This window comes from Kaistella sp. 97-N-M2 (assembly GCF_021513235.1).
In the GTDB taxonomy this organism is placed as follows: domain Bacteria; phylum Bacteroidota; class Bacteroidia; order Flavobacteriales; family Weeksellaceae; genus Kaistella.
On sequence record NZ_CP090976.1, the window covers coordinates 2,719,684 to 2,742,183 of the forward strand.

The window sequence follows — 22,500 nt, forward strand, 5'->3', positions numbered from 1 at the left end:
AAATTATGTAAAAATAAAAAAGGCCATCTTTTCAGACAGCCTTTTTAAAATTTATATCTAAGTAAATTATTTCATTTTACCTGTTACGATATCTTTGTCATCTTTCCCGAAGTAAAAATCGCCCTGGTGTCCGATGAAATAGTAACCATCTTCATCAACATATTTTTCTCCGCTTGCAGATTGGGTTTGCTTCATATGATACGTTTTACCCTCGGTTCCATTCTTTACAACCACGTCTCCGTTCGCTGCATCATGAGTAAGAGTAAAAGTAGTTTTTCCGTCCGTGCTTAGATAATTAAATGTTTTTCCGGCCTGCGTGCTGTCAATTGCTGTTGTTCCAACCATTGTTGAATCCTGTGCTGTTAGCGCCATACTGTCTGTAGTGGCGTCCATCGAAGTGGATTCGGTTTTCTCTTTAGAGCAAGATGCTACGGCTAACGAAAGTGCTACAACGGGTAAAAAAAATTTGATGTTCATTTTTAAAATATTTTGATTAAGCCCATTGAGCCGCAAATCCTATGCCAAGCGGGGAAATAAAGAGATTCACCTCAAAAACAAAAAATATAACACCACCCAGATCGCGATAAAAAACAAACCCGGATATAAAACCGATTTTGCTTTTTGAGCATCTTTCTTAATCAGAAAAAGATACAAAATATAGAAAACCAGCAGAATAGTAAAACCCAAAGCGATTAGCGGATAAAGCATATTTTTCAGTTTTAGATTATTATTTCTAACCTAATATATTTAATGAAGCCTAGTAAAGTTAACAAATATTCTAAAGAGAAGCAAAGGCGCAATCTATTCCGGTTCGCTGTTCAGGTTTATCGTATCGTACAGGTCTTTCCGTCGGTCGCTCATCGTCCGTACCGCGCCGTAATGATGAAGCTCTTTCAACAAATTCAGATCGACATCCACGATCAGTGTCGTTTCCGTATTTGGTGTGGCTTCCCCTTTCACTGCATTGGACGGAAAGGCAAAATCAGAAGGCGTGAAAACCGCAGCTTGTCCGTACTGAATATCCATATTATTTACTCCAGGCAAATTTCCCACACAGCCGGCGATCGCCACATAACATTCATTTTCGATGGCTCGTGCGGCGGCGCAGTGGCGAACTCTCATATAAGCATTCTGCGTATCGGTAAGATACGGAACGAACAAAATTTTCATGCCCTGATCCGCTAATATTCGCGGTAATTCCGGGAATTCAACGTCGTAACAAATAACGAGACCAACTTTTCCGCAATCTGTATCGATGACCTTAATTTCATTGCCGCCTTTCATTCCGTAGAATTTTTTTTCGTTCGGCGTAATGTGGATTTTCCGGTGTTCATCAATTTTTCCGTCGCGGTGAAGCAGGTAACTGATGTTGTACAGATCATCTTTTTCCGTGTCTGCAAACGGCATGCTTCCGCCAATAATGTTGATGTTATAACTGATGGCCAATTGCGACAACCGGATTTTTATTTCCTCTGTCATTTCCGCCAGTTTAAACATACTTTCTCTTTCTGTAAGATCGTTAAAAGGCGCGAGTAGAGGCGTGTTGAAGAATTCCGGGAACATAATGAAATCCGACTTGTAGTCCGCCATCACATTCACAAAAAATTCAACCTGCTCAAAAAAAGCATCGATGTCTTTGAAATGACGCATCTGCCACTGCACCAAGCCTAAACGGATAACAGAATCCTGCATCGTGTTTGGTTTTTTGCTGTAATAAATGTTGTTCCACTGCATCAAAACGGCGTTTTCTTCCGAATTGGAATCTTCCGGAAGATAATTTTTCAACACCCGCACCGGCAGAAAACTGTTCGCAAGCTGAAAACTTAAAACGGGATCATAGATCTCTTTTTTCCGAACTTGCTGAATATATTCGCGCGGCGAAAGATCCGCACTGTGCAAATAATAATTCGGAATTCTTCCCCCCACGATGATGGATTTCAGATTCAGTTTTTCGCACAGTTCCTTTCGCGCATCATACAGGCGTCGCGCCAGGCGCAATTCGCGAAACTCCGGATCTACAAAAATCTCGATGCCGTAAAGAACGTTACCCGTTTCAGAATGCGTGTTGAACGTGTAATTTCCCGTGATTTCCTTGTACGTATGATCGTCGCCAAACAATTCGTACTGCACTTTTAAAGACAAACAAACAGCGGCGATTTTATCATCAACCGTGATACAAATTTGTCCGTCGGGAAATATTTTAATAAGTTTTTGAATGCTTTTTTTGGACCAGATGCTTTCGGACATTGTGGGATACGCCTTTTGCATGGTCTCTTTCAGTTCGTCATAATCAGCTATAGCCAGCTTTCTAATATCTATCTGCATATATTTATTTTTAAAAATTAAAGGAATCTACACCAGAATTCCGGAGGAGTGATCTGCCCAACTTCCTGTGGCAGACGACAATATATTGATTTCGTTGTTCACGCGCAAAACACCCATAAAAGCAAAGATCAAAGCTTCCTTAAAATCGATGAGTTCTTTTTTTGGAATGATGATTTCGCTTTCTGTCAAGTTTTGTATTCTTTCCAAAAGAAAAGAATTGTACGTTCCGCCGCCGGTGAACAATACTTTTTTTATTTGATACTTTTTAAAAGTTTCCGCGATCTGAAAAGCGGCATGTTCCGTAAAAGTGGCCAGAATTTCAGAGTTCGTTTTGCCTTCAAACCGCGGTAAAATGTGGTCTTTAACCCATTCGATTCCTAAAGATTTGGGCGCGTCTTCTTTATAATAAAAGAGGGAATTTAATTGCTCCAAAAGTTCTTCATCAACTTCTCCGTTTCGTGCAAGATCGCCGTTGTGATCATAATCTTTTCCCAGCTTTTTTGCAAATTCATTTAGTACGATATTCACGGCGCAAATATCGAAAGCGATCCGACTGCCGTTTTGTTGGAAAGAAATATTGGAAAATCCGCCGATATTCAGGCACGCATCAAATTCGGAAAAAAGCAATTCATCACCAATAGGAACGAGCGGCGCACCGTTTCCTTTCATTAAAACATCCTGCACCCGAAAATCGTAAACCACAGGAAGGTCATTTAGAATTTTGATCGCTCTGCCGTCGCCGATCTGTAAAGTGAATAGTTTTTTGGGTTGATGAAAAACGGTGTGACCGTGGGAAGCGATCAGATCGATATTCTCCAGCGAATATGTAGCGATAAATTCTTTCACTTTTTCTCCCAAATAAAAGCCATATTCGGAATGGAGCGCTAAAAGATCTTCAGAATTTAAGTGAATAGAACCGCGTAATTTTTCTTCCCAAGCATTGGAATACGACAATGTTTCCCCTTTCAAAATTTCAAAATCCCAGTGGTTTTCCTCTTTCCTAAATTCAGCGAAACAAATATCCAGACCATCCAAACTTGTTCCCGACATCAAGCCGACCGCACGAAACTTCATAACAAAAAAATTTTCACGAATTTACGAAAAATCATCTGCCTTTCTCCGGGATCTTTTTGGCGTTGATGTTTCCGGAATTGTTAAAGAAAGTATACTCGGAAAAATCGTCTTTCGCCTTCATGCCATTGGCACCAACCAGCGTAGAACCGTCTTTATCCGTAACATACACCGTATCCGACGTGTAAATTAATCTTTTTGTCTGATCCCAAAAGACCGACTGCATCGCGAACATCTGGTTCTCGTTGGTGATGATTTTCACATTGCCTTTCGCTTCGTAAAATTTCTTCTTCTCATTGTATTTGGCGTATTTCGCATTGATCTTCCCGGGAACATCCGGTTTTTTCTTGTCGTAAAAAAGAATGTTGATTCCTTTTCTCGCGACAATATAAGGCGAATCGATATATTCGTACTTTTCGATGAGCGGCGCCGTAGCACGCAGTTTGATCATTCCCGAATCGCGTTGAACGATATTCGCATTGTTGATAATTTGCGACGGGAAGTTGCTGTTTTGGTTTTTGTTGATTTCGGTAAGATCTTCGTCACAGGAAATTAAAACAAAAAATATAGCACAACCCAAAAAGGCGGCTATATTTTTATAGAATATTTTGCGGTAAAGCTTCATTTCTTAATCATAAAGCGTTTTTCTAAACCACTTATCAGCGAAATTAAGTCCAATCCGAAGGTTAACAAAATTCTGACGAACCATATTATTATCCAAAGTTCCGCGTTTTCCCAACTCGATCCCAAGATCGATTCCACTCATTCTGCTGGCACCTTTGTTTTCGAAAGGAAGTGATACGCCACCTGTGAGTGCAAATTTATTAATGTCGGTTCCCATGAAGGAAAGATTTCCTTTCTCATAGTAAGCACCATATCGGTAAGTAACTCGGGAGAAATAACTTCTAAAGTTATTATAATTGGGAATATACCAACCACCGGCTGCAATTTTATAGGAGTTTTCGTTCGCAAAAGGCTGGCCTAAAAACTGAATGGTTTCGCCCTTTTTGTAATCAACCTGCGTTCCCCAAAACCATTTTCCATCTTTCCCGTATCCAGCTCCTAAAGAGAATTCCATCGGGATAAGATTTTTGTCTTCGCTTGTCTGCTCATCAATAATACTTACGTTATTTTTGACCTGCCCCGGCGTGTAGAAATAGGTACTGTTCACATAACGGGTTTCCATTTGGCCCGTATTTCCGAAAGTATAGGTGGCACCTAAAGTTAATTTCTTGTCGTTCTCCAAAACTTTTTGGTATGCAGTCCCAAGCGTGAAATTAAAGGTTTTAATTTTGTTCTTGGTCTCGTAGCCGTTAATAAGTTCTGCGGTAGAATAGGTGAGCTCATTGATATCATAAAGGTTACCGAAGTAGAAATTACTTCTTAACCCGACCCCGAACTGCGGAGAAATTTGGTAAGACAAAGCCGCCTGAACGGTGCTTATTGTTCCTTCTCCCGTAAAAAGACTGGCTTTACCGCCGCCAGTGGACAGCGTTTCAGTATTTAATACCGAATATTTTTTCGAACTGTACGGCTGATATCCTAAACCGAATTTAACTTTCGGCGAGAGCGGAAATGCGATCGTGATGTTCGACAGATAAGAGGAATGTTTTGTCGCCTTCAAATCATCGTAATTGGATTTGAAAAAATTATTTTCATTTGTTCCTTCTACTTTAATTGTGGTTAATTCTAAATTTTTATTAGCCGCTGGATTGCTAAAATTAAAATTGTTGTTGAAATCCCAAATATATGCTGTAGAAATACCGCCCATTGCATTCACATCTGTCGTATTGTCATACTTAACATCCCCAATTCCGAAGGCAGCATAAGGAGAATTACCAATCGTTTGAGCATTCATCAAAAATCCGACTGCTGCGAGTGGTAATACAAAAAATCTTTTCATTCTCTATTTTTAAAAATAATGCGCAAATATCTTAAATATTACTGAACTGAGGAAATTTACTTTGGTTAAAGTTTGTTAAGGAGAGGAGGAAAAGGCGGTGCGTTCTCGCCCTTTCTGTTACGAAAAAATATTAATAAATAATTTTCGGTTAGGCATTAATTTAAAAGTTCATTTGAACCGTTACGTTTTAAAACAGACCTGTAGATTCGGCATCTATGTCAAAATTATTTATCTTTGAAAAATGAACTGGGAACAAATTGTAGGTCAGGAAAAACTGAAAAATCTGCTGAAAGAAAGCATTTCCGACAACCGCGTGAGCCACGCTCAACTTTTTATTGGGAAAGAAGGCTACGGAACTTTACCGCTCGCCATGGCTTTTGCGAAAGAAATTTTCCGAAAAGAGAACGAACATTCTTCCTCCAAAGTCGAACATTTAAATCATTTAGACCTCCACTTCAGTTTTCCGGTTTTCAAAGACAAAAAGGGCGGGCTTTCTACGTATTTTTTTGATGATTTCCGCGAGATGATTCTTGAGAATCCTTATGCCAATAGTGAAGACTGGACCAAAATACTTTCTTCGGATAATAAGCAACTCACAATCTACGCCGATGAAATCGACGAACTGAACAAGAAGTTTTCGCTGAAAAGTTTTGAGGGTGGCAGCAAAGTGCTCATCGTTTGGCAGGCGGATAAGATGAATATTTCTGCAGCCAATAAATTTTTGAAATTTCTGGAGGAGCCACCAAAAGATACATTGATTATTCTCACGGCTGAAAATGCAGATTTTATTCTGCCGACAACTCTTTCCCGAACGCAGCTGGTTGAAGTTCCGAGAATTCAGGATGAGAATCTGGAATTTTTTCTGCGAAACAACAATAATTTAAGTGAGGAAAAAATAAAGGAAATTGTTTTCCAGGCGCAAGGAAACTGGAACGATGCGCAAAAAATTCTTTTGACAGAAAATTCCGACTCTGAATTTGAAGATCTTTTTGTAACCTGGGTTCGCGAAGCTTTTCAGGTAAAAAAGAAACCCGAATTCTTGAAAAACATTGTTTTTTGGGGCAGAAATGTAGCGGGCTGGAATCGGGAGAAACAAAAGAACTTTTTAGATTACTGTGCAGAAATGTTCCGTTTAGCAATGCTTCAGAATTACGGAAATCAAAATCTCGTCTATAAGAAAATTGATTCCGGCGGCTTTAAGTGGGATCGTTTTTCCACGTTTATCCACGGTGCAAACATCGAGGCCATTTTGGAAGAAATTTCAGAAGCGGATTATCATTTGGAAAGAAATGCGAATCCAAAAATCGTTTGGACGGATCTTGGTATTAAATTGTCGCGGTATATCCATAAGGCTGCTTAAAAATTTGAGTCTGAATAAAATTTAAATTTGCACTTCATGATAAAAAAATAGGCATCCCAGAAGGAATGCCTATTATTAAAATAAAAAAGTTGAGGAAAATGAATTCCTCAACCCCCTTGAAAACATCACTCCCAGTCGGGCATTTCTGCGCCGGGGAAGAGAATCGTTCGTGAATTATCCTGTAAGGTTATTTTGGTGATTGTTTTTTCAGAAATACCGTCGTTGGAGGTATTTGTAAAGATGACCTCCGCATCGTTGGGGGAAAACCGAGGATCCAAATCGTTGCTTCCGTCGGGTTTTTCGCTTAGGACAGACCAGTCGATCACCTCATCTGTCGAAAGATTATAAGTGAAAATGTGGGTATTCAACTGTCTGTAATTATCTTCCTGATGTCCTGTGATATCGTACGTGTAAAGCAGGAGATTGCCGTCTATCGAAAAGTTTAAACCTCCTGCTGCACCCGGTACATTTTGGAGGACGGTTTTCATAACATTTCCCAAAACATCAATAACATAGATTTTAACAGAGTAGCCGGTCACATCATTGGTTTTCAGCGCGATTTTGCTTCCATCATCACTCCAGTCACATTCAGAAATAAAACTTCCGTCGGGCGTTGTGTACATTAATTGAAGCCCACTGCCGTCTTTATTAATCCGGTACAGTTTATTATAGTTGGCATAAATAAATTCCTTTCCGTTTTTACTCCAGGAAAAATCGGTTTCAGCATTATTAAACCCGCCAAGCGGCACATTTGTTACCTGAAAAGCATCGGAACCGTCCGGTCTAGCCGTAAAAATCTGCGCGTTTCCGCCAACGGTTCTTAAAAATGCAATTAAACCCGCATTTTGATTGAGTCTCGGTCGCCAACTATTAGTCGACAAGGGCGTGAACTGAAAATTAACGTTTGCTTCGTCGCTGGATACAATATAATAATTACCACCAGATTTCTTCACATAATGAAATCTGTTATTCGGGGTTGTACTGGTTTTAAACCGAAACACCACACTATTAACCTCGGGATTAATGCCGTCGGAAACCGTGACCTGCCAGAAATAAGAAACTCCGAATTTTAAATTTTCCAAAAAATAATGGGTTTCTGTAAGATCTTTAATTTCTATAACATTATTGTCGAAATCATTTTTTACGACCAGTTTATATTTTAAAACATCTAACGAGTCCGGGTCTGTACAGGTCCAGCTAAGATCTACGGAAAGCGGTTGTCCCTCGGCATTATCGGTGGGACTAATCAGTGTTGGAGCAGGCGGAGGTGAATTTAAAGAATCGTCATCGCTAAGCTCAAACACAACAGATACAACCTGCTGATTATTTTTAAAATTGACGCCTTGAAAGGTGGTTAAATAGCCCGTCAATTCTGCCCGTACAGAATAATCTCCCAAGGGAATATTTTCAATAATGAAACTGCCGTCATCCTTTGTAAAAACAGTTTCCGTAGAGGGTGTAGTATGTATTTTAACATTTTTCACGGGCTGGTTGCTGCCTTTTTTAATCACGACCCCCTTTAAGGTTCCGGTCTGCACCTTTTCGACTAAATCTTCACTGCACGAAAACAGGGAAAACATAAGGAGAAAAAGAAATGCGGTTTGTATATAATTTTTCATGATTTTTAATTTTTAATTTTTTTTCCGCCGAAATAATAGTTGACTCCTAAACCGATGCGAACGCCCATATCTTTTCGTTCGCCAAAAACATAATCATCCCAGTCGTCTGTAAATCCCAAATCATATTGCGACATCAGACGGAGGGCAAAATTCCTGTCAATTAAATATTCAACACCGCCGCCGACCTGCGCTTTGTAAAAATTTTTGCGGTTTGTAAAAAAACTTCCCACTCCCGTATAGACGAAGGGAGAAAATTTATATTTCGGTAAAAAAAGATATTCTACATTTAATTCGGAAACCAGTACGTTTTTCTTAATGATTCCGGTGTTTTCAATAGTCACGCCGTTTAAATTGACTTCCGCATTGATGTTGTCGGTAATAAAATATTTAAAACCCAGTTTTCCACCGAGATTCATTTTTGCGCCTACATAATCACCTTTAATTTTAAAGCCTTCTATATTCGCAAAGACCGCCATTTTACCACGATTTTGCTCCGGGAATTTATTCCCGATGATTCTCGAATCATTAATCTTTTCTTCGGCCTGATAACTGGCTATTATCTTATTGAAGTCGCTGGGATGTTTTAATTTGCTGGCCCACAGATTATCTTTCACTCCTTCGATAATTAAGGAATATACCGCCTTTTCGATGGCTTCTGTAACTGCCAGTTGAACAGGTTCGTTCTGCGTAATTCCGATATCGGACTCAAGAAGCCTTTCGGTATCGATGAAACGGAAGAAATTTCCGTTAAAACTGGTTGACAAGATGGTTTTTGACGTATAAACCGTTTTAAGAATTTCTCCGGTAGACGTAGAAACCGCGCGGATATAGACGGTAATTCTATCCTGCCGATACTGTGCGCCGGCACCCAGGCCGAAATATCTTGCGCCAATTCCGCCGGTCATCACATTGGTGTCATAGGAAATTACGCCACCTTCCAAAATTATTCCAGCAAAAAGAAGTGGGGGCAACGTTGCACTTTCCCCGTCGTTGCCGGAGTATTCTTTTCTTGTGGTGCGAATAATCTGCCTTTCGTTCATTAAATTCCCAATATTTTCGCGTTCAATGGGAGTGAACCACCGGCTGTCCTCCAAAGCTTTTAAAAGTATTGCGGTTGTACCCTGCGGAATTGCGGTACTCCAGCTCGCGCCGTTTTCCGTTGCCTTATACTGACCTGTTTGATCTCTGAATTTGTATACGCCCACAACAATTTTATCTTTGGGTGCAGGCAGGTTTTTAATTTCGGATGTGTAAGGGGTTATTTCTCCTAACGTTGATTTTTCGCTGTTCGTGGGAATGTTAAAAAGCGTGCAACTTTGGAGAAGAATAATTAGAATGAGACTTAAAATTTTAATTGATGTTTTCATAGGGTGGGGGGATTTTTTCTCTTTAACCGCCGGGTACTACAATTTGAGACTGCTCACCCGTATCGGTGTTCAGAATACTGATGAGTAATCCCTGACCGGTTTGTATTACTTCTAAATAGATAGAGCCGAAAACATATGTTCCGGGTTGTAAGCTGCCGTCGCCGAACTGGTCTCCGAAAAGTTTTCGGGAAAGTTCGCTAAGAACCTGCCTGTTTAAACTGTCTGTAAAACTGTCTAAAGAATTCAGGTTGCCGAGACCGTTAGTTCTGCTGTTTCCCTCATCAAATTGATTCTGAGAACTGGCAGAACTTAGTAGCCATTGATAATTAAAAGTTTCACCTCCAAAAGCGGGATTAACTGGTTTGTAAACAAACTGCTGTCCGTACGATACAATGCCGGCAAGCAGCAGTGCTGTAATTATTATTTTTTTCATGACGTGTTAGTATTTGAAATCCCGGTTTCGAAGACTGTTTTGCGAATTGTATTCCATCAAAAGTGCCAGCGCTTTATCGCTCTCGGCATCCAAAGATTCTTCATCAGGTTTCGACTGGAAACTGTAGATAACCTGATCGTTCTGCATGATCAAAATTCTGCTGCTTCTGCCAAAGGAGGGAAGCTCAGAAACCGTAATTGTTCCTTCGTATTTTTTGTTGAACTGGGAATATTTTTTAAAGAAACTTTCATAGAAAGCTTGTCCCATCCTGGTTTTGGTATCATCGACGGTTAATCCGGTAAGTTCCACTCTGTTTTCGGGGATGTAACTTACGTCATCTTTAAACTGATCTGCATTAACTTCCAAACTGTCTTTGGAAAGCACTTTATTAGTATGTTCATCCTTGACGAAGAGGAAAACTTTAAGAGCGTCTTTTTTGGTGACTTTAATGGCATTTTCCGAAAGTATTTTTGTTTCATTGGGTTTTATTGAAAATTTCCCGCTTTGCTTGTTAGAGGAATTTCCCGCTTTGCCTTTCTTTACGGAAACCATTACATAATTTAAGTCATAATGAATTGCTGAATTATTTTTAACGGTTGCTTTTATTTTTAGCATTTCGTTATTATTTTCGGTAGTTATTTTTCCTGCGATATCGGTGCTGTTTTGTGCAGCTGTTTTTGCAAAGAAAAATACGGCCAGAATTGCGATGAGAGTTTTCATTTTCAAGGTGTTTAGTAATTTCTCATAAAAATCGTGGTGTCATTGGCGTTAATGTTAATTTTCATTCCATCAGAAATACTGTTGCTTCCAGTAATATCAAGATAATTCCCAGAACCATTCACATTAATCTGCGCGTTGGTCGGGTAATTATTAGGATTAACAAAAAGAACGGTATTGTAATTTCCAGATTGGGTAAGCTCGATGTAACCTGGGGTTTTATCGATCACATTCATTTTATTTCCAATTCCTATCTGGGTGGCCATATCAATGCTTCTGTAATCCTGATTTGTCTGCATCATCTGTACGCGATCGTAGTAATCTAAAATATTCGAACTGTTAATCTTGTTTAAAGAAATATCCTGGGCACAAAGAAATTGAAGAGTGAAAAAACATATGACTAATGGTAAAAAAGTTCTCATTGTTTCGTAATTAAAATACAGGAGAAGGCAATCTTCCCCTGTATTTATTTTTAAATGATGTCTTAGTTAGATTGGGTAATAATCATAGAGTTGGAATTACCGATCTGAGTACCAATATGCACGTGGTCATCACCAGTTTGCCAAGTATCAGAATAGTTATTGTTACCAATTTGCCAATCATCAGCAAGGTTTCCATTACCCCATTGGTATTGTACCAAATCGTTACCGTTGCCTACCTGTAAGCCTAAAGTAGTGTTATCATTACCTGTTTGGTGAGAATCAGCAGAGTTATTATCACCCATTTGAGTATGGTCAGCATAATTTCTGTTACCATCCTGAAGTTGATGAATATAGTTATCGTCTCCGTCTTGATACGCATTAGCCTCATTTCGGTTACCATACTGGTCTTGTTGCACATAGTTAAAATCTCCCATTTGCTCGGAAGAAGCAACGTTTCTGTTTCCAACCTGAGTTTGTAAAGCTTCATTAAAAGCACCATCCTGCATTGCATAGGTATCATTTCTATTACCTTGTTGGTATTGCTCAACAGAGTTTAGCAATCCATTTTGATCAGTTTGTGCCATGTTTCTGTTCCCGTACTGCTCAGTAACGTTTGAGTTTAAAATCCCTACCTGATCTACATCAATAGAGTTTCTGTTTCCCTGGCTTAAAGCATCGTTGTAATTCCAGATTCCGGTTTGATCAATGTCTGCATCATTACGGTTACCGTCTTGAGTAAGATAGTTTTCGTTTTGAAAACCAGTTTGGTCAACAGTTGCCGTGTTCAGATTTCCAAGTTGATTAGTTACATCAACGTTTCCTTGTGCGTAAGCGAAGCTTACAGTCATAAGTGCAACAGCACTTGCAAATAATTTTTTCATGGTTAAAAAATTTTATTGGTTAGTTTGTCGTACAAATGTAGAATGATGCACTTGTTATAGTCTCACCGAAACTATTGAATCTTAAAAAATAGACAGAAACTATGACCGTCTTCGTCTAATCACCAACCGCTTTGCGTGTTTAGACCTTTTTATAGTTGTTGTAAAAAATAATCCCCTTTAAAGCACAAATTAGCAAAGCTTTACATTTAGTTTAAATTTATTTAAAGTAACAGTGCGATCGCTGCGTCTTATTAATATAGCACGTTTATACTCGAAAAATAAACTAGGAAACTTTTTTTGTTTATAAGTTTTCTTTTGTATATTTGCCGCCGAATATGGAAGACAAACAAAATTTTTTATTGAAGGCGGCCAATCTTTTTATCGAGAACGGGGCGAAAACACTGACGATGGACGACATTGCGCGCGAATTCGGCATATCCAAAAAAACGCTTTATCAGAAATACAGAAATAAAGAGGAGTTGTTGGAAGAAGTATTGCAATTTAAATTGGGAGAGGTCATCCAACGGATGAAATATCTGGACGAAAATATTGAAAATGCTGTAGAAAGAATGGGCTGTCGCGATGTGGAGATCGACAGGGTCTCTCATTCCAATAATACCATCCTCATTCGTCAACTTATTAAATATTATCCCGCAATTTTTAACAAACACATGTTAAATTTTTCCGAGCAATTTTCCGAAGTTCTCGTTCATAATATTGAAAAAGGTCGTACACAGGGCTATTACCGGAAGGATTTCGATGCGCAGATTTATACGAAAATATTTTTCCAGATTGTAATGTCTTATGACAGTTCGCCGCATCTGAATACAACAATCATCGATCGGGAAGACTATAACAATGAAGCAATGATGATGTATATGAACGCGATCACCACAGAAAAAGGAAAAGAAGTTCTCAAAAAAATTTACTCTAAAAAAGATAAACAATGAATTTAAGACGAGAAATCTTCGCACACCTCATCGATAAAATAAGTAACAAATAACCAGAATATAAAATGACCAATTGGAGAAAAATGGCTCTCGGTGCAGGTTTATTTGCACTCTCAGTCTCCGGACTGCAGGCGCAGCAAACAGTTACCCTGAAACAGGCCATAGAGTACGCGCTGCAAAACAAAGCAGACGCCCTAAAAGCCAGATTAGATGTCCGCAATGCGGATTATCAGATCATTGAAGCAAAATCGAATGCGCTGCCGCAAATTAGTGGTGTGGCGAATTTAACGTACAATCCTATATTACAAACGTCCGCGTTGGATGTGGGAGCCTTTAGCGGCGGACCCAGCAATATACAGTTAATCTCTCTCGGCCAAAAATGGAATGCCGGCGCGGGTTTACAGCTTTCTCAAGCCATCTTTAACCAAAAGGTGTTTATCGGGCTGAAAGCAGCGAAGTCAACAAAGGAATTTTATCAACTGAACGCACAACTGACCGAAGAACAGATCATTGAGCGTGTTTCCAATGCTTATTTCCAGGTTTTTACAATTCAGCAGAAAAAAGAAACTTTGGAAAGCAGTTATTCGAGTACGGAAAAAGCGCGGAATATTATCAAAAGTTTATTCGACAACGGTCTTGCGAAAAAAGTGGATCTCGATCGAACCAACGTGAACTTAACGAACATCAGTACTGTTCTAAAACAACAGCAAAACGGCATCAACCAAGCGGAAAATGCGCTGAAATTTTACATGGGAATGCCCATCGAAACCGAAATTGAACTCGTAAAATCCGACATGGAAGTAACGCCTCATTTATTGGAAGATGTGGTATCTACCGATGAAAGATCGGAGGTAAAAGTTCTTGCAAAGCAAAAAGAACTTTTGGAATTTAATAAAAAAGCCGTGGAAGCCGATTATTACCCAACAGTGGGATTGAATGCGAACTACAGTTGGCAAGGATTAGGCGATAAATTTCCTTTAACCAATGGTAAAAAAGACGGCGTTTATTGGGGCGATTACTCAGCAATTACGCTTGGCGTAAATATTCCGATTTTTAACGGATTTGCCACGAAAGCACGCGTTGCCATGGCGCAAATAGAACTCGATAAATTAGATGTTGATATTGCAGATACAAAATTAGGCTTGGATCTTTCTTACCAAAACGCAAAATCTCAAATTGAAAACAGCCTTTCTGCTTTAGATAATCAAAAAGCCAATGTTGGTCTTGCAGAAACCGTTCTTTCGAATACGAAAAGCAACTACCAATACGGTTTAGCCACGCTGACGGATTTACTGGAAGCTGAAAATGCTTTGGTAGAAGCCAAAAACAATTACAGCAACGCCATCTTAGATTATAAAATTGCTGAGATCCAGTATTACAAATCGAAAGGAGAACTCCGAAACTACATTAAATAAATAGAAGAAACAATATTCACATGAAAGCAAGACCAATTATTTACACCGTATTAGCGCTAATACTTGTTGCAGCCGGCGTTTATACGCTCATCAATAACAAAAAGAAGAATGAAGCGGAAACGGCTATCGTTGCGCAAAAAAATACTGATATTTCCGTCAATGTAACCCAGGCGAAATACGAACATATCACGAATGATTATTCTTCTAACGGAACCTTTGCACCATACCAGGAACTGTCTTTTCCGTCCGAAATCAGCGGAAGAATTGTACGCGTTTTAGTTGATGAAGGCAGTTACGTAAAGGTAGGACAAACCGTTGCAACCATCAAAAAAGATCAGTTGGAAGTTGATAACTCCAACGCAAATGCGGCGTACCAAAATGCGGTGGTCGACAATCAACGTTATGAAAATGCTTATAAAACGGGCGGCGTTACCAAGCAGCAGTTAGACAACTCCAGACTTCAGGTAAAAAATGCCAGCGCACAGTTAAAGCAGGCTAACCTAAGAATTGGTGATACCAATGTAAGAGCAAGCATCAGCGGAATCATTAACAAAAGATTAATTGAGCCCGGTTCTGTGGTGTCTCCCGGGACGGTGATGTTTGAAATCGTAAATGTGTCCAGACTTAAATTAAAAGTAAACGTGAATGAATCTCAGGTTGCGAACTTAAGAGTCGGCGACGAGATCGATGTGAAAGCCAGCGTTTATCCGGATGCAGACTTTAAAGGAAAAATCAGTTTCATCGCACCTTTGGCAGATGCTTCACTGAATTTCCCCGTAGAGATTGAGATCAGCAACACTTCAAACAATCAGCTTAGAGCCGGAATGTACGGTACAGCCATATTTAATTCCAAAGATTCCGGAACGCAGCATGCCATGTTGGTTTTACCGAAAGATGCCTTTGTGAACGGCGTGAGCAGCAGCCATGTTTTCGTGGTGCAGCCTAACAATACCGTTAAACTGACGAAAGTGGTCACCGGAAGAATTTTTGGCGATCAAATTGAAATTTTAAGTGGAATTAAAGAAGGCACAACGGTAGTAACCACCGGCCAAATCAATTTAATTGAGGGTGCAAAAGTAAAAATTGTAAAATAGAAAAGATCAGGTTGTAAGATTTCAGATGGTTTATACCACAATCTTACCACCCGAATCTAAAATCTAAATATATATATGAAATTAGCAGAAATATCCATTAAACGGCCTACGCTGATCATCGTTTTGTTCACGATTCTCACCTTGGGAGGTATATTCAGTTACAGCCAAATGGGCTACGAACTGATCCCGAAATTCGAGATTAATGTGGTTACCATTTCCACCATATATCCGGGAGCGTCGCCAAGTGAGGTAGAAAGTTCAGTGACCAAAAAGGTTGAGGATGCCATCTCTTCTCTGGAAAACGTAAAGAAAGTAGAATCCAAATCCTACGAGGGTCTGTCTCTTGTGATGGTAACTTTAAATTCCGGAACGGATACAAACTATGCATTAAATGATGCGCAAAGAAAGATCAACGCCATCGAAGCCGATTTACCGGAAGATGTAAAACCACCTTCCTTACTGAAGTTCTCCCTGAGTGATTTACCGATTATCACCGCCGGCGCAACATCATCTTTGCCTCAAAAAGAATTCTATGACCTTTTAGATAAAAAAATTGAGCCGGTTCTTTCCCGTGTAAAAGGAGTGGCACAGGTAAACCTCATTGGCGGCCAGGAAAAAGAAATCCGCGTCAATATGGATCAGGCGAAACTCGAAGGTTACGGTTTATCGGTACCGGAAGTTCAGCAGGCAATTTTAACGTCCAATTTAGATTTCCCTACAGGTAATGTAAAAACTCGTAATAATACGACCATTATCCGTTTGTCCGGGAAATATAAAGACACCGAGGAACTGAGTAATCTGGTAATAAAAAGCAAAAACGGCTCGCAGGTAAGACTGGGCGAGATCGCTTTTGTGGAAGATTCTCAGAAAGATGTCGAAAAAATTGCACGGGTAGACCAAAGCCCCGCGATTATCATTCAGATTGTAAAGCAGTCCGACGCGAATGCCGTAGAAGTCAGCGAACTGAGTAGGGCCGCCATCGCTAAAATTCAGGAAGATTATAAACTTCAAAATGTAAAAATTGATGTGGTAAACGATTCCACCGATTTTACTTTGAACGCGGCAAATAATGTAACCCACGATTTACTGATTGCAGTTTGTCTGGTGGCGATCGTAATGTTGCTTTTCCTTCACAGTATCCGAAACGCATTTATTGTTATGGTTTCCATTCCGGCTTCTTTGGTAGCAACTTTTATCGGAATGTCGCTTCTTGGGTATACTTTGAATTTAATGAGTTTGCTTGGATTGTCTCTTGTTGTAGGTATTTTGGTTGATGATGCCATTGTGGTGCTCGAAAACATCTACAGGCATATGGAGATGGGCAAAAGCAGAGTGAGAGCCGCCTACGACGGAACCGCAGAAATCGGATTCACCGTAATGGCAATTACACTGGTTATTGTGGTGGTATTTTTACCGATCGCATTAAGTACCGGACTGGTGTCGAACATTATTTCGCAGTTCTGTGTCACGGTCGTTATCGCAACACTGCTGTCCCTTTTATCCTCTTTCACCATTGTTCCGTGGCTGTCTTCCAGATTTGGAAAGCTGGAGCATCTTACGGGTAAAAACTGGTTCGAGCAGTTTATTTTAGCCTTTGAAAAACGTTTGGATGCCTTCACCCATTGGATCTCGGGATTATTGGAATGGTGTTTAAAAAACAGAAGAACAAAATTAATCTCCTTAGGTCTTGTCGTCCTCTTATTTTTAGCTTCCTTCTTACTGCCTGTTTTTGGCTTTGTTGGGGGTGAATTTTTTGCTAAAATTGATAAAGGTGAGTTTTTAGTTCAAATTGAACTTCCAAAAGATGCTTCGATTGAACAGTCGAATTTCATGGCTCAAAAAGCAGAAAAATATCTGACCGAGAAAAAAGAAGTTGAAAAATTAATTACCACGGTAGGTCAAACCAGCGACGGTTTAGGTGGCGCGCAAGCGACTGCTTACAAATCGGAGATCGATGTGATTTTGGTTGGTAAAGACCAAAGAGCAGATAATTCCTTTGTTTACGCCGCAAAACTTAAAAAAGAACTGGAAAATGTTTTGGTCGGCGCGAAAGTTAAAACAGTTCCTATTGGTTTATTAGGCGCGGAACAGGCACCGTTATCTTTGGTAATTACGGGCACCGATTTAAAATCTGCCATTGCATTTGCCCAACAGGCAGAAGCACAGCTTAGAACTATTGACGGTGCAGCAGAGATCAAATTAACCAGTGAGGGCGGAAATCCCGAAATTAATGTGCAGGTAGACCGCGATAAAATGTCAGCGTTAGGTTTAAACCTTCAAACCGTTGGATTAACCATGCAGACTGCTTTTAGTGGAAATACCGATGGTAAATTCCGTGCAGGAGATTATGAGTATGATATCAACATTCAATATAATGAAAAAGGGCGTTCAACGATAAGCGACGTGAATAATCTGATCTTCGTTAATCCGGAAGGGCAACAGATCAAATTGAATCAATTCGCTTCCGTAACGGAAAGTTCAGGCCCCAGTTTCCTGGAAAGAAGGGATAAATCACCATCTGTCACCATCGAAGCGCAGACCATCGGGAAGCCGACCGGAACTGTAGCCGCAGAATGGGAAGAGAAATTTACCAAACTGAAAAAACCAACGGGCGTAAATTATGTGTGGAGTGGTGATATGGAAAACCAGACCGAAGGTTTCGGAACCTTGGGAGTCGCACTTTTGGCCGCAATTATCCTGGTGTACCTGGTAATGGTTGCACTTTACAACAGTTTTGTGTATCCGTTTGTTGTGTTATTCTCCATTCCGTTGGCGTTGATCGGGGTACTTGTCGTGTTGGCTTTAACAAATAACTCCCTGAACATTTTCACCATCTTAGGGATGATCATGTTGATTGGTCTGGTGGCGAAAAACGCGATTATGATTGTCGATTTTACGAATATCCGTAAAGCAGCTGGCGAGAGCACCTACAGAGCGTTAATTCAGGCAAACCACGCGAGGTTACGACCAATTTTGATGACCACGATTGCCATGGTTATCGGGATGCTTCCCATTGCACTGGCAGGTGGCGCGGCCGCAGAAATGAACAATGGTTTGGCCTGGGTAATTATTGGCGGATTAATTTCCTCCTTATTCCTCACGCTGATTATTGTACCCGTTGTCTATTCCATTTTTGATGGTTTGATCAACAGATTCTCCAAAGGCGAGCCTGTGGATTACGAAGCAGAAATGACCGCAGAATATACGCCGCAGGAAATCAGCGAAGATGGTTTTACAACCAAACATACGATGTAGTTTAATTGTTTTTAATGAAGAAGCCGTTTCAAGATTGAAACGGCTTCTTTTATTTTAAAAATATAATGTCGATATTTTGTCAGAATTTATCCTTTCTAAAGAATTCTGTCACCTTTGGAAAAACAATATCTCTTCATCTGCACTTTTAAAAAAATATATGAAATCCACCATAGTTAATGAGTGAAACAATATTTGTTCAACCTGATGAAAAACAGCAATAACAAATAAATTAGTTGCTTTATAGCGCAGAGGATTTAATGATGAAAACGGTAAACATTTACGCAGTGATGAGCAAGTTTTACCTAAAGTGCTAATTCAAAAGCGTTGTTTTTGCGGAATTATCGATTTTTTCCTGCGCAAGTTTCAGGAATCTGAAAACCAAAAGCACCGCAGAAATAGTTAAGCCCAGTCCAAGTGCAATCCACATCCCGAATGCACCCATTTTCATGGGTACGCAAAGAACATAACCCAACGGCAGCGTAATCAGCCAGTAAGCAACAAAGGTAATAATAGAGGGGATTTTCACATCCTGAATGCCCCGCAGACATCCTAATGCCACCACCTGCACGCCATCTGAAAGTTGAAATAAAGCTGCGATAATCATGAGTTTTGCTGCCAGCTGAATCACTTCAATATCCTCTTTCTGCGTAAAAAAAGTTGGTAAAACATGTCTGAAAACAATAAACAGAATGCCGCAAACACCCATAAAAATAAAGACGATCTTCAGGTTATTAATGCCGACCTCCTTCAATTCCAAAAAAGTCTGCTCGCCCATCCGCCGTCCAATCATGATCGTTGACGCCACACTGAAGCCGATACAAAGGTTAAAAGTAAACGATGCCATGGAGAGTGCGATTTGATGCGACGCAATATCATTCGCCGAAATCAGGCCACAAACAAACGCTGCAGCGGCAAATGCAGTAATTTCGAAGAACATCTGCAAGGCTGTTGGGAGACCAAGTTTAACGAGTTTTTGAAACATCTTTTTCTGAAAAAGTTTCGCCTTCAGGCTGAAATCGTCCATATATCTTTTAGTCGCGGGATTTTTTTTCATCACGAAAAATAAAAAGATAACCATGAAAACTCTTGCGATAAAGGACGCGTATGCCGACCCGTCAACGCCCAACGATTCCATGTAAACGCCTTTTATGAAAATATAATTCAATACAATATTGATCACGTTTGCGATAATGGTGGCCTTTGTTACGCCTACAGTGAAACTCAATCCCTCCGAAACTTCGCGCATTGTTTGGAACACCATAAACGGAATAATGCTGATGACGGTAATGCGCAGATAGCTTTCAGTATCAGGAATAATTTTTTCCGGCTGATCGAGATGGTAAAGTAGGGGTAAAGCCAGGAGCATAATAATAACCAAAGCCAGACCCACCGTCATGTTTAGGACAAAACCGTGACGAAAAATACGGTTGATTGCGGTGTGATCGTTTTTAGACTGCGCTTCGGAGACCAGGGGTGGAATCGCAAGGGAAAAACCCAGCGCTAAAACAAAAATTGAAAAGAAAACCCCGTTCGCCAGGGAAACAGATGCTAAAGCATCGGCACCCAGAAGTTTTCCCACCATTATATTATCAAACAGCTGCACAGAAACCTGCCCAACCTGAGTGATCATCACAGGTATTGCAAGGTGAAACAATCGTTTGGTATGTACAGGATTTAAAATTCGCATAATGGTCTCAAAATAAAATTTGCGGCAAAATTACCGCAAATTAATAGTAAAAAATAGAGTAAAGTTTATTTTCTCACGAAACTGGCCACATCTTCTGCCGAAACCGGGGTAGAACCCAATATAATTAAACGCTCCACGACATTTCGAAGTTCACGTATATTTCCGGTCCAATTAAATTCTTCCAAACTTTCAATGGCTTTTTCATCGAAGGATTTTAAAGCTGTGCCGTGTTCTTCGGAAATGATCTTTGCGAAATGTTCGATCAAAAGTTTAATATCTTCTTTTCTCTCATCCAAGGGCGGAACGTAAATTTCGATGACGGAGAGCCGGTGATAAAGATCTTCCCGAAATTTCCCGGCTGCAATTTCCTGTTGCATATTCTTATTGGTTGCGGCCAAAATACGCACATCCACTTTAATTTCCTTATCACTTCCGACAGGTGAAACTTTACTTTCCTGTAGCGCACGCAACACTTTTGCCTGCGCAACCAGGGACATATCTCCAATCTCATCCAGAAAAATGGTGCCGTTGTGAGCCAGCTCAAATTTTCCCTGTTTATCTTTGATGGCTCCGGTAAAACTTCCTTTAACATGGCCGAAAAGTTCAGACTCAATCAGTTCCGAGGGAATCGCTGCACAGTTCACTTCGATCATCGGGCCTCTGCTGCGGTCGCTCTGCGCGTGAATGGCGTGTGCAACCAGCTCTTTTCCGGCGCCGTTTGGTCCGGTAATCAAAACTCTTGCATCGGAAGTTGCTACTTTTTCGATCATATCCTGAATTTTCTGTAACGCAGGAGACTGACCGATCATCTGGTATTTTTTGTTGACCTTTTTCTTCAGAGTCGTATTTTCTACCTTTAAATTTTGATTTGTAGTCTGCAAAATTCTTTTATCCAGAGCGTTTTTCACACTGGTGATTAAGCGGTTGATATCAATTGGCTTGGATATAAAATCATAGGCGCCTTCTTTCAAACAGTCTACCGCTGTATCGATATCGGCATGTCCGGATATCATTACAAAGGTGGTATCGGGTTTCATCTGGAGGGCTTGTTTCAGCAATTCGGTACCGGAAAGTTTCGGCATTTTAATATCCGAAACAACCAAAGCGAAATCTTCTTTTTCTATTTGTTTAAGACCTTCTAAGCCATCTTCAGCGATTTCGAATTCATAGTTGGGGAGTTCATCGGAAAGAATGCTTTGAAGAACACCGGATATGGCTTTTTCGTCTTCAACAATTAAGATTTTTTGCATTAGGTATAATTTATGGATTTAATAAAAATTTAGTTTAAAAATTGGTGATTTTATAGCAATAATCGGACCTCAATAAAATTAGACGTCGTAATTTCGCCGCCCAAAAATAGAAGATCCTATCCGCACTGAATTGGCACCAGACTTGATGGCGATAGGGTAGTCATCGCTCATGCCCATAGATAAGACTGCTAAAGGCTGTTTTAGAGACAACTTGTCGAAAAGATCTTTTAAAACTTTAAATTCCTGAGCAATTTGGTTTTTATTTTCGGTAAAAGTTGCCATCCCCATCAGGCCATTAATCTCGACATGTGGATATTTATTTTCTAGATAACTTTGAAAAATTTGCTCGGCTTCTTCAATTGCAAAGCCAAATTTCGTGTCTTCTGCCGCTATCTTTACCTGAAGCAGGACCTTTATTTTTCGGTCATTCTTAGTGGCTTGCTTGTCGATCTCCTTTAAAATTTTCTCCGAGTCGACGCTTTGAATAGTATCCACAAAAGGCGCGATGTATTTCACTTTGTTCGTTTGAAGATGGCCGATCAAATGCCACTGTATATCCTTTGGCAGAAGCGTTTGCTTTTCTACAAGTTCCTGCACTTTGTTTTCGCCAAACACCTTTTGTCCCATATTGTAAATCTCCTGTACCGCTTCAGCCGGGTGCGTTTTGGAAACGGCTACAAGCTGAACATTTTCAGGAATCACCGCAGCGATTTTCTTATAATTTTCTTTAATACCAGAAAAATCCTGCATA

General features: G+C 40.0%; 19 protein-coding genes. 5 read left to right on the forward strand and 14 right to left on the reverse strand.

The window, feature by feature from the left end:
* Nucleotides 1-66: 66 nt before the first annotated feature.
* The 5 genes from L0B70_RS12690 to L0B70_RS12710 all read right to left on the reverse strand — a co-directional run bounded on the left by L0B70_RS12690 (nt 67) and on the right by L0B70_RS12710 (nt 5,299).
* Nucleotides 67-477, reverse strand: a complete 411-nt coding sequence (locus L0B70_RS12690) for an MliC family protein (protein WP_235142142.1) — start codon at nt 475-477, stop codon at nt 67-69.
* A 324-nt stretch (nt 478-801) separates the two neighbouring features.
* A complete protein-coding gene (locus L0B70_RS12695; protein ID WP_235142143.1) occupies nt 802-2,325 on the reverse strand; it encodes a carbon-nitrogen hydrolase family protein in 1,524 nt (507 codons plus the stop codon).
* Between the two features lie 27 nt (nt 2,326-2,352).
* Entirely contained in the window at nt 2,353-3,399 is a 1,047-nt protein-coding gene (locus tag L0B70_RS12700; RefSeq protein ID WP_235142144.1) for an anhydro-N-acetylmuramic acid kinase, read from the reverse strand.
* Between the two features lie 31 nt (nt 3,400-3,430).
* Nucleotides 3,431-4,021 (reverse strand): LPS export ABC transporter periplasmic protein LptC, encoded by a 591-nt coding sequence (lptC, locus tag L0B70_RS12705; protein WP_235142145.1) that lies wholly within the window; start codon nt 4,019-4,021, stop codon nt 3,431-3,433.
* Between the two features lie 3 nt (nt 4,022-4,024).
* Nucleotides 4,025-5,299: a hypothetical protein gene (locus L0B70_RS12710; RefSeq protein ID WP_235142146.1), complete on the reverse strand. Its 1,275-nt coding sequence runs from the start codon at nt 5,297-5,299 to the stop codon at nt 4,025-4,027.
* A 241-nt stretch (nt 5,300-5,540) separates the two neighbouring features.
* On the opposite strand from L0B70_RS12710, the gene L0B70_RS12715 reads away from it, so the two are divergent.
* The gene (locus L0B70_RS12715) at nt 5,541-6,659 is read left to right on the forward strand and encodes an ATP-binding protein (RefSeq protein WP_235142147.1); all 1,119 of its coding nucleotides are present in this window, start codon (nt 5,541-5,543) and stop codon (nt 6,657-6,659) included.
* Nucleotides 6,660-6,784: 125 nt separating this feature from the next.
* On the opposite strand, the gene L0B70_RS12720 is transcribed toward L0B70_RS12715, so the two are convergent.
* From L0B70_RS12720 to L0B70_RS12745, 6 genes are all read right to left on the reverse strand, one after another.
* On the reverse strand, nt 6,785-8,278 hold the full coding sequence (locus L0B70_RS12720; protein WP_235142148.1) for a carboxypeptidase-like regulatory domain-containing protein: 1,494 nt from the start codon (nt 8,276-8,278) through the stop codon (nt 6,785-6,787).
* Nucleotides 8,279-8,283: 5 nt separating this feature from the next.
* Nucleotides 8,284-9,645 (reverse strand): CsgG/HfaB family protein, encoded by a 1,362-nt coding sequence (locus L0B70_RS12725; protein ID WP_235142149.1) that lies wholly within the window; start codon nt 9,643-9,645, stop codon nt 8,284-8,286.
* 22 nt (nt 9,646-9,667) lie between these two features.
* Complete coding sequence (locus L0B70_RS12730) at nt 9,668-10,078, reverse strand: curli production assembly/transport component CsgF (RefSeq protein WP_235142150.1); 411 nt, start codon at nt 10,076-10,078, stop codon at nt 9,668-9,670.
* A 6-nt stretch (nt 10,079-10,084) separates the two neighbouring features.
* Nucleotides 10,085-10,798 (reverse strand): curli production assembly/transport protein CsgE, encoded by a 714-nt coding sequence (locus L0B70_RS12735; protein ID WP_235142151.1) that lies wholly within the window; start codon nt 10,796-10,798, stop codon nt 10,085-10,087.
* 11 nt (nt 10,799-10,809) lie between these two features.
* Complete coding sequence (locus tag L0B70_RS12740) at nt 10,810-11,097, reverse strand: hypothetical protein (RefSeq protein ID WP_235142152.1); 288 nt, start codon at nt 11,095-11,097, stop codon at nt 10,810-10,812.
* Nucleotides 11,098-11,279: 182 nt separating this feature from the next.
* Nucleotides 11,280-12,098, reverse strand: coding sequence for a hypothetical protein (locus L0B70_RS12745; protein ID WP_235142153.1), 819 nt, complete (start codon nt 12,096-12,098; stop codon nt 11,280-11,282).
* A 335-nt stretch (nt 12,099-12,433) separates the two neighbouring features.
* Between L0B70_RS12745 and L0B70_RS12750 the strand changes: the two genes are divergently transcribed.
* The 4 genes from L0B70_RS12750 (at nt 12,434) to L0B70_RS12765 (ending at nt 18,812) form a co-directional block, all read left to right on the forward strand.
* Nucleotides 12,434-13,048, forward strand: a complete 615-nt coding sequence (locus tag L0B70_RS12750) for a TetR/AcrR family transcriptional regulator (RefSeq protein ID WP_235142154.1) — start codon at nt 12,434-12,436, stop codon at nt 13,046-13,048.
* A 65-nt stretch (nt 13,049-13,113) separates the two neighbouring features.
* Nucleotides 13,114-14,463 (forward strand): TolC family protein, encoded by a 1,350-nt coding sequence (locus L0B70_RS12755; RefSeq protein ID WP_311195390.1) that lies wholly within the window; start codon nt 13,114-13,116, stop codon nt 14,461-14,463.
* A 20-nt stretch (nt 14,464-14,483) separates the two neighbouring features.
* On the forward strand, nt 14,484-15,557 hold the full coding sequence (locus L0B70_RS12760) for an efflux RND transporter periplasmic adaptor subunit (protein ID WP_235142155.1): 1,074 nt from the start codon (nt 14,484-14,486) through the stop codon (nt 15,555-15,557).
* A 75-nt stretch (nt 15,558-15,632) separates the two neighbouring features.
* On the forward strand, nt 15,633-18,812 hold the full coding sequence (locus L0B70_RS12765) for an efflux RND transporter permease subunit (RefSeq protein WP_235142156.1): 3,180 nt from the start codon (nt 15,633-15,635) through the stop codon (nt 18,810-18,812).
* Between the two features lie 310 nt (nt 18,813-19,122).
* Here L0B70_RS12765 and L0B70_RS12770 read toward each other — a convergent pair whose 3' ends face one another.
* The 3 genes from L0B70_RS12770 to L0B70_RS12780 form a co-directional block, all read right to left on the reverse strand.
* Nucleotides 19,123-20,499 carry an MATE family efflux transporter gene (locus L0B70_RS12770; RefSeq protein WP_235142157.1) on the reverse strand — a complete coding sequence of 459 codons (1,377 nt, stop codon included), beginning with the start codon at nt 20,497-20,499 and terminating at the stop codon, nt 19,123-19,125.
* Nucleotides 20,500-20,564: 65 nt separating this feature from the next.
* Nucleotides 20,565-21,749 carry a sigma-54 dependent transcriptional regulator gene (locus L0B70_RS12775; protein ID WP_235142158.1) on the reverse strand — a complete coding sequence of 395 codons (1,185 nt, stop codon included), beginning with the start codon at nt 21,747-21,749 and terminating at the stop codon, nt 20,565-20,567.
* A 78-nt stretch (nt 21,750-21,827) separates the two neighbouring features.
* Complete coding sequence (locus L0B70_RS12780; RefSeq protein ID WP_235142159.1) at nt 21,828-22,499, reverse strand: YggS family pyridoxal phosphate-dependent enzyme; 672 nt, start codon at nt 22,497-22,499, stop codon at nt 21,828-21,830.
* Nucleotide 22,500: the final 1 nt, after the last annotated feature.

What these genes read in the sequence shown, in the direction of transcription:
- lptC (WP_235142145.1), bottom strand. Translation starts at nt 4,021, where the DNA reads ATGAAGCTTTACCGCAAAATATTCTATAAAAATATAGCCGCCTTTTTG.
- L0B70_RS12740 (WP_235142152.1), bottom strand. Translation starts at nt 11,097, where the DNA reads ATGATGCAGACAAATCAGGATTACAGAAGCATTGATATGGCCACCCAG.
- L0B70_RS12690 (WP_235142142.1), bottom strand. Translation starts at nt 477, where the DNA reads ATGAACATCAAATTTTTTTTACCCGTTGTAGCACTTTCGTTAGCCGTA.
- L0B70_RS12725 (WP_235142149.1), bottom strand. Translation starts at nt 9,645, where the DNA reads ATGAAAACATCAATTAAAATTTTAAGTCTCATTCTAATTATTCTTCTC.
- L0B70_RS12735 (WP_235142151.1), bottom strand. Translation starts at nt 10,798, where the DNA reads ATGAAAACTCTCATCGCAATTCTGGCCGTATTTTTCTTTGCAAAAACA.
- L0B70_RS12745 (WP_235142153.1), bottom strand. Translation starts at nt 12,098, where the DNA reads ATGAAAAAATTATTTGCAAGTGCTGTTGCACTTATGACTGTAAGCTTC.
- L0B70_RS12755 (WP_311195390.1), top strand. Translation starts at nt 13,114, where the DNA reads ATGACCAATTGGAGAAAAATGGCTCTCGGTGCAGGTTTATTTGCACTC.
- L0B70_RS12750 (WP_235142154.1), top strand. Translation starts at nt 12,434, where the DNA reads ATGGAAGACAAACAAAATTTTTTATTGAAGGCGGCCAATCTTTTTATC.
- L0B70_RS12760 (WP_235142155.1), top strand. Translation starts at nt 14,484, where the DNA reads ATGAAAGCAAGACCAATTATTTACACCGTATTAGCGCTAATACTTGTT.
- L0B70_RS12710 (WP_235142146.1), bottom strand. Translation starts at nt 5,299, where the DNA reads ATGAAAAGATTTTTTGTATTACCACTCGCAGCAGTCGGATTTTTGATG.
- L0B70_RS12730 (WP_235142150.1), bottom strand. Translation starts at nt 10,078, where the DNA reads ATGAAAAAAATAATAATTACAGCACTGCTGCTTGCCGGCATTGTATCG.
- L0B70_RS12700 (WP_235142144.1), bottom strand. Translation starts at nt 3,399, where the DNA reads ATGAAGTTTCGTGCGGTCGGCTTGATGTCGGGAACAAGTTTGGATGGT.
- L0B70_RS12720 (WP_235142148.1), bottom strand. Translation starts at nt 8,278, where the DNA reads ATGAAAAATTATATACAAACCGCATTTCTTTTTCTCCTTATGTTTTCC.
- L0B70_RS12775 (WP_235142158.1), bottom strand. Translation starts at nt 21,749, where the DNA reads ATGCAAAAAATCTTAATTGTTGAAGACGAAAAAGCCATATCCGGTGTT.
- L0B70_RS12715 (WP_235142147.1), top strand. Translation starts at nt 5,541, where the DNA reads ATGAACTGGGAACAAATTGTAGGTCAGGAAAAACTGAAAAATCTGCTG.
- L0B70_RS12695 (WP_235142143.1), bottom strand. Translation starts at nt 2,325, where the DNA reads ATGCAGATAGATATTAGAAAGCTGGCTATAGCTGATTATGACGAACTG.
- L0B70_RS12765 (WP_235142156.1), top strand. Translation starts at nt 15,633, where the DNA reads ATGAAATTAGCAGAAATATCCATTAAACGGCCTACGCTGATCATCGTT.
- L0B70_RS12780 (WP_235142159.1), bottom strand. Translation starts at nt 22,499, where the DNA reads ATGCAGGATTTTTCTGGTATTAAAGAAAATTATAAGAAAATCGCTGCG.
- L0B70_RS12770 (WP_235142157.1), bottom strand. Translation starts at nt 20,499, where the DNA reads ATGCGAATTTTAAATCCTGTACATACCAAACGATTGTTTCACCTTGCA.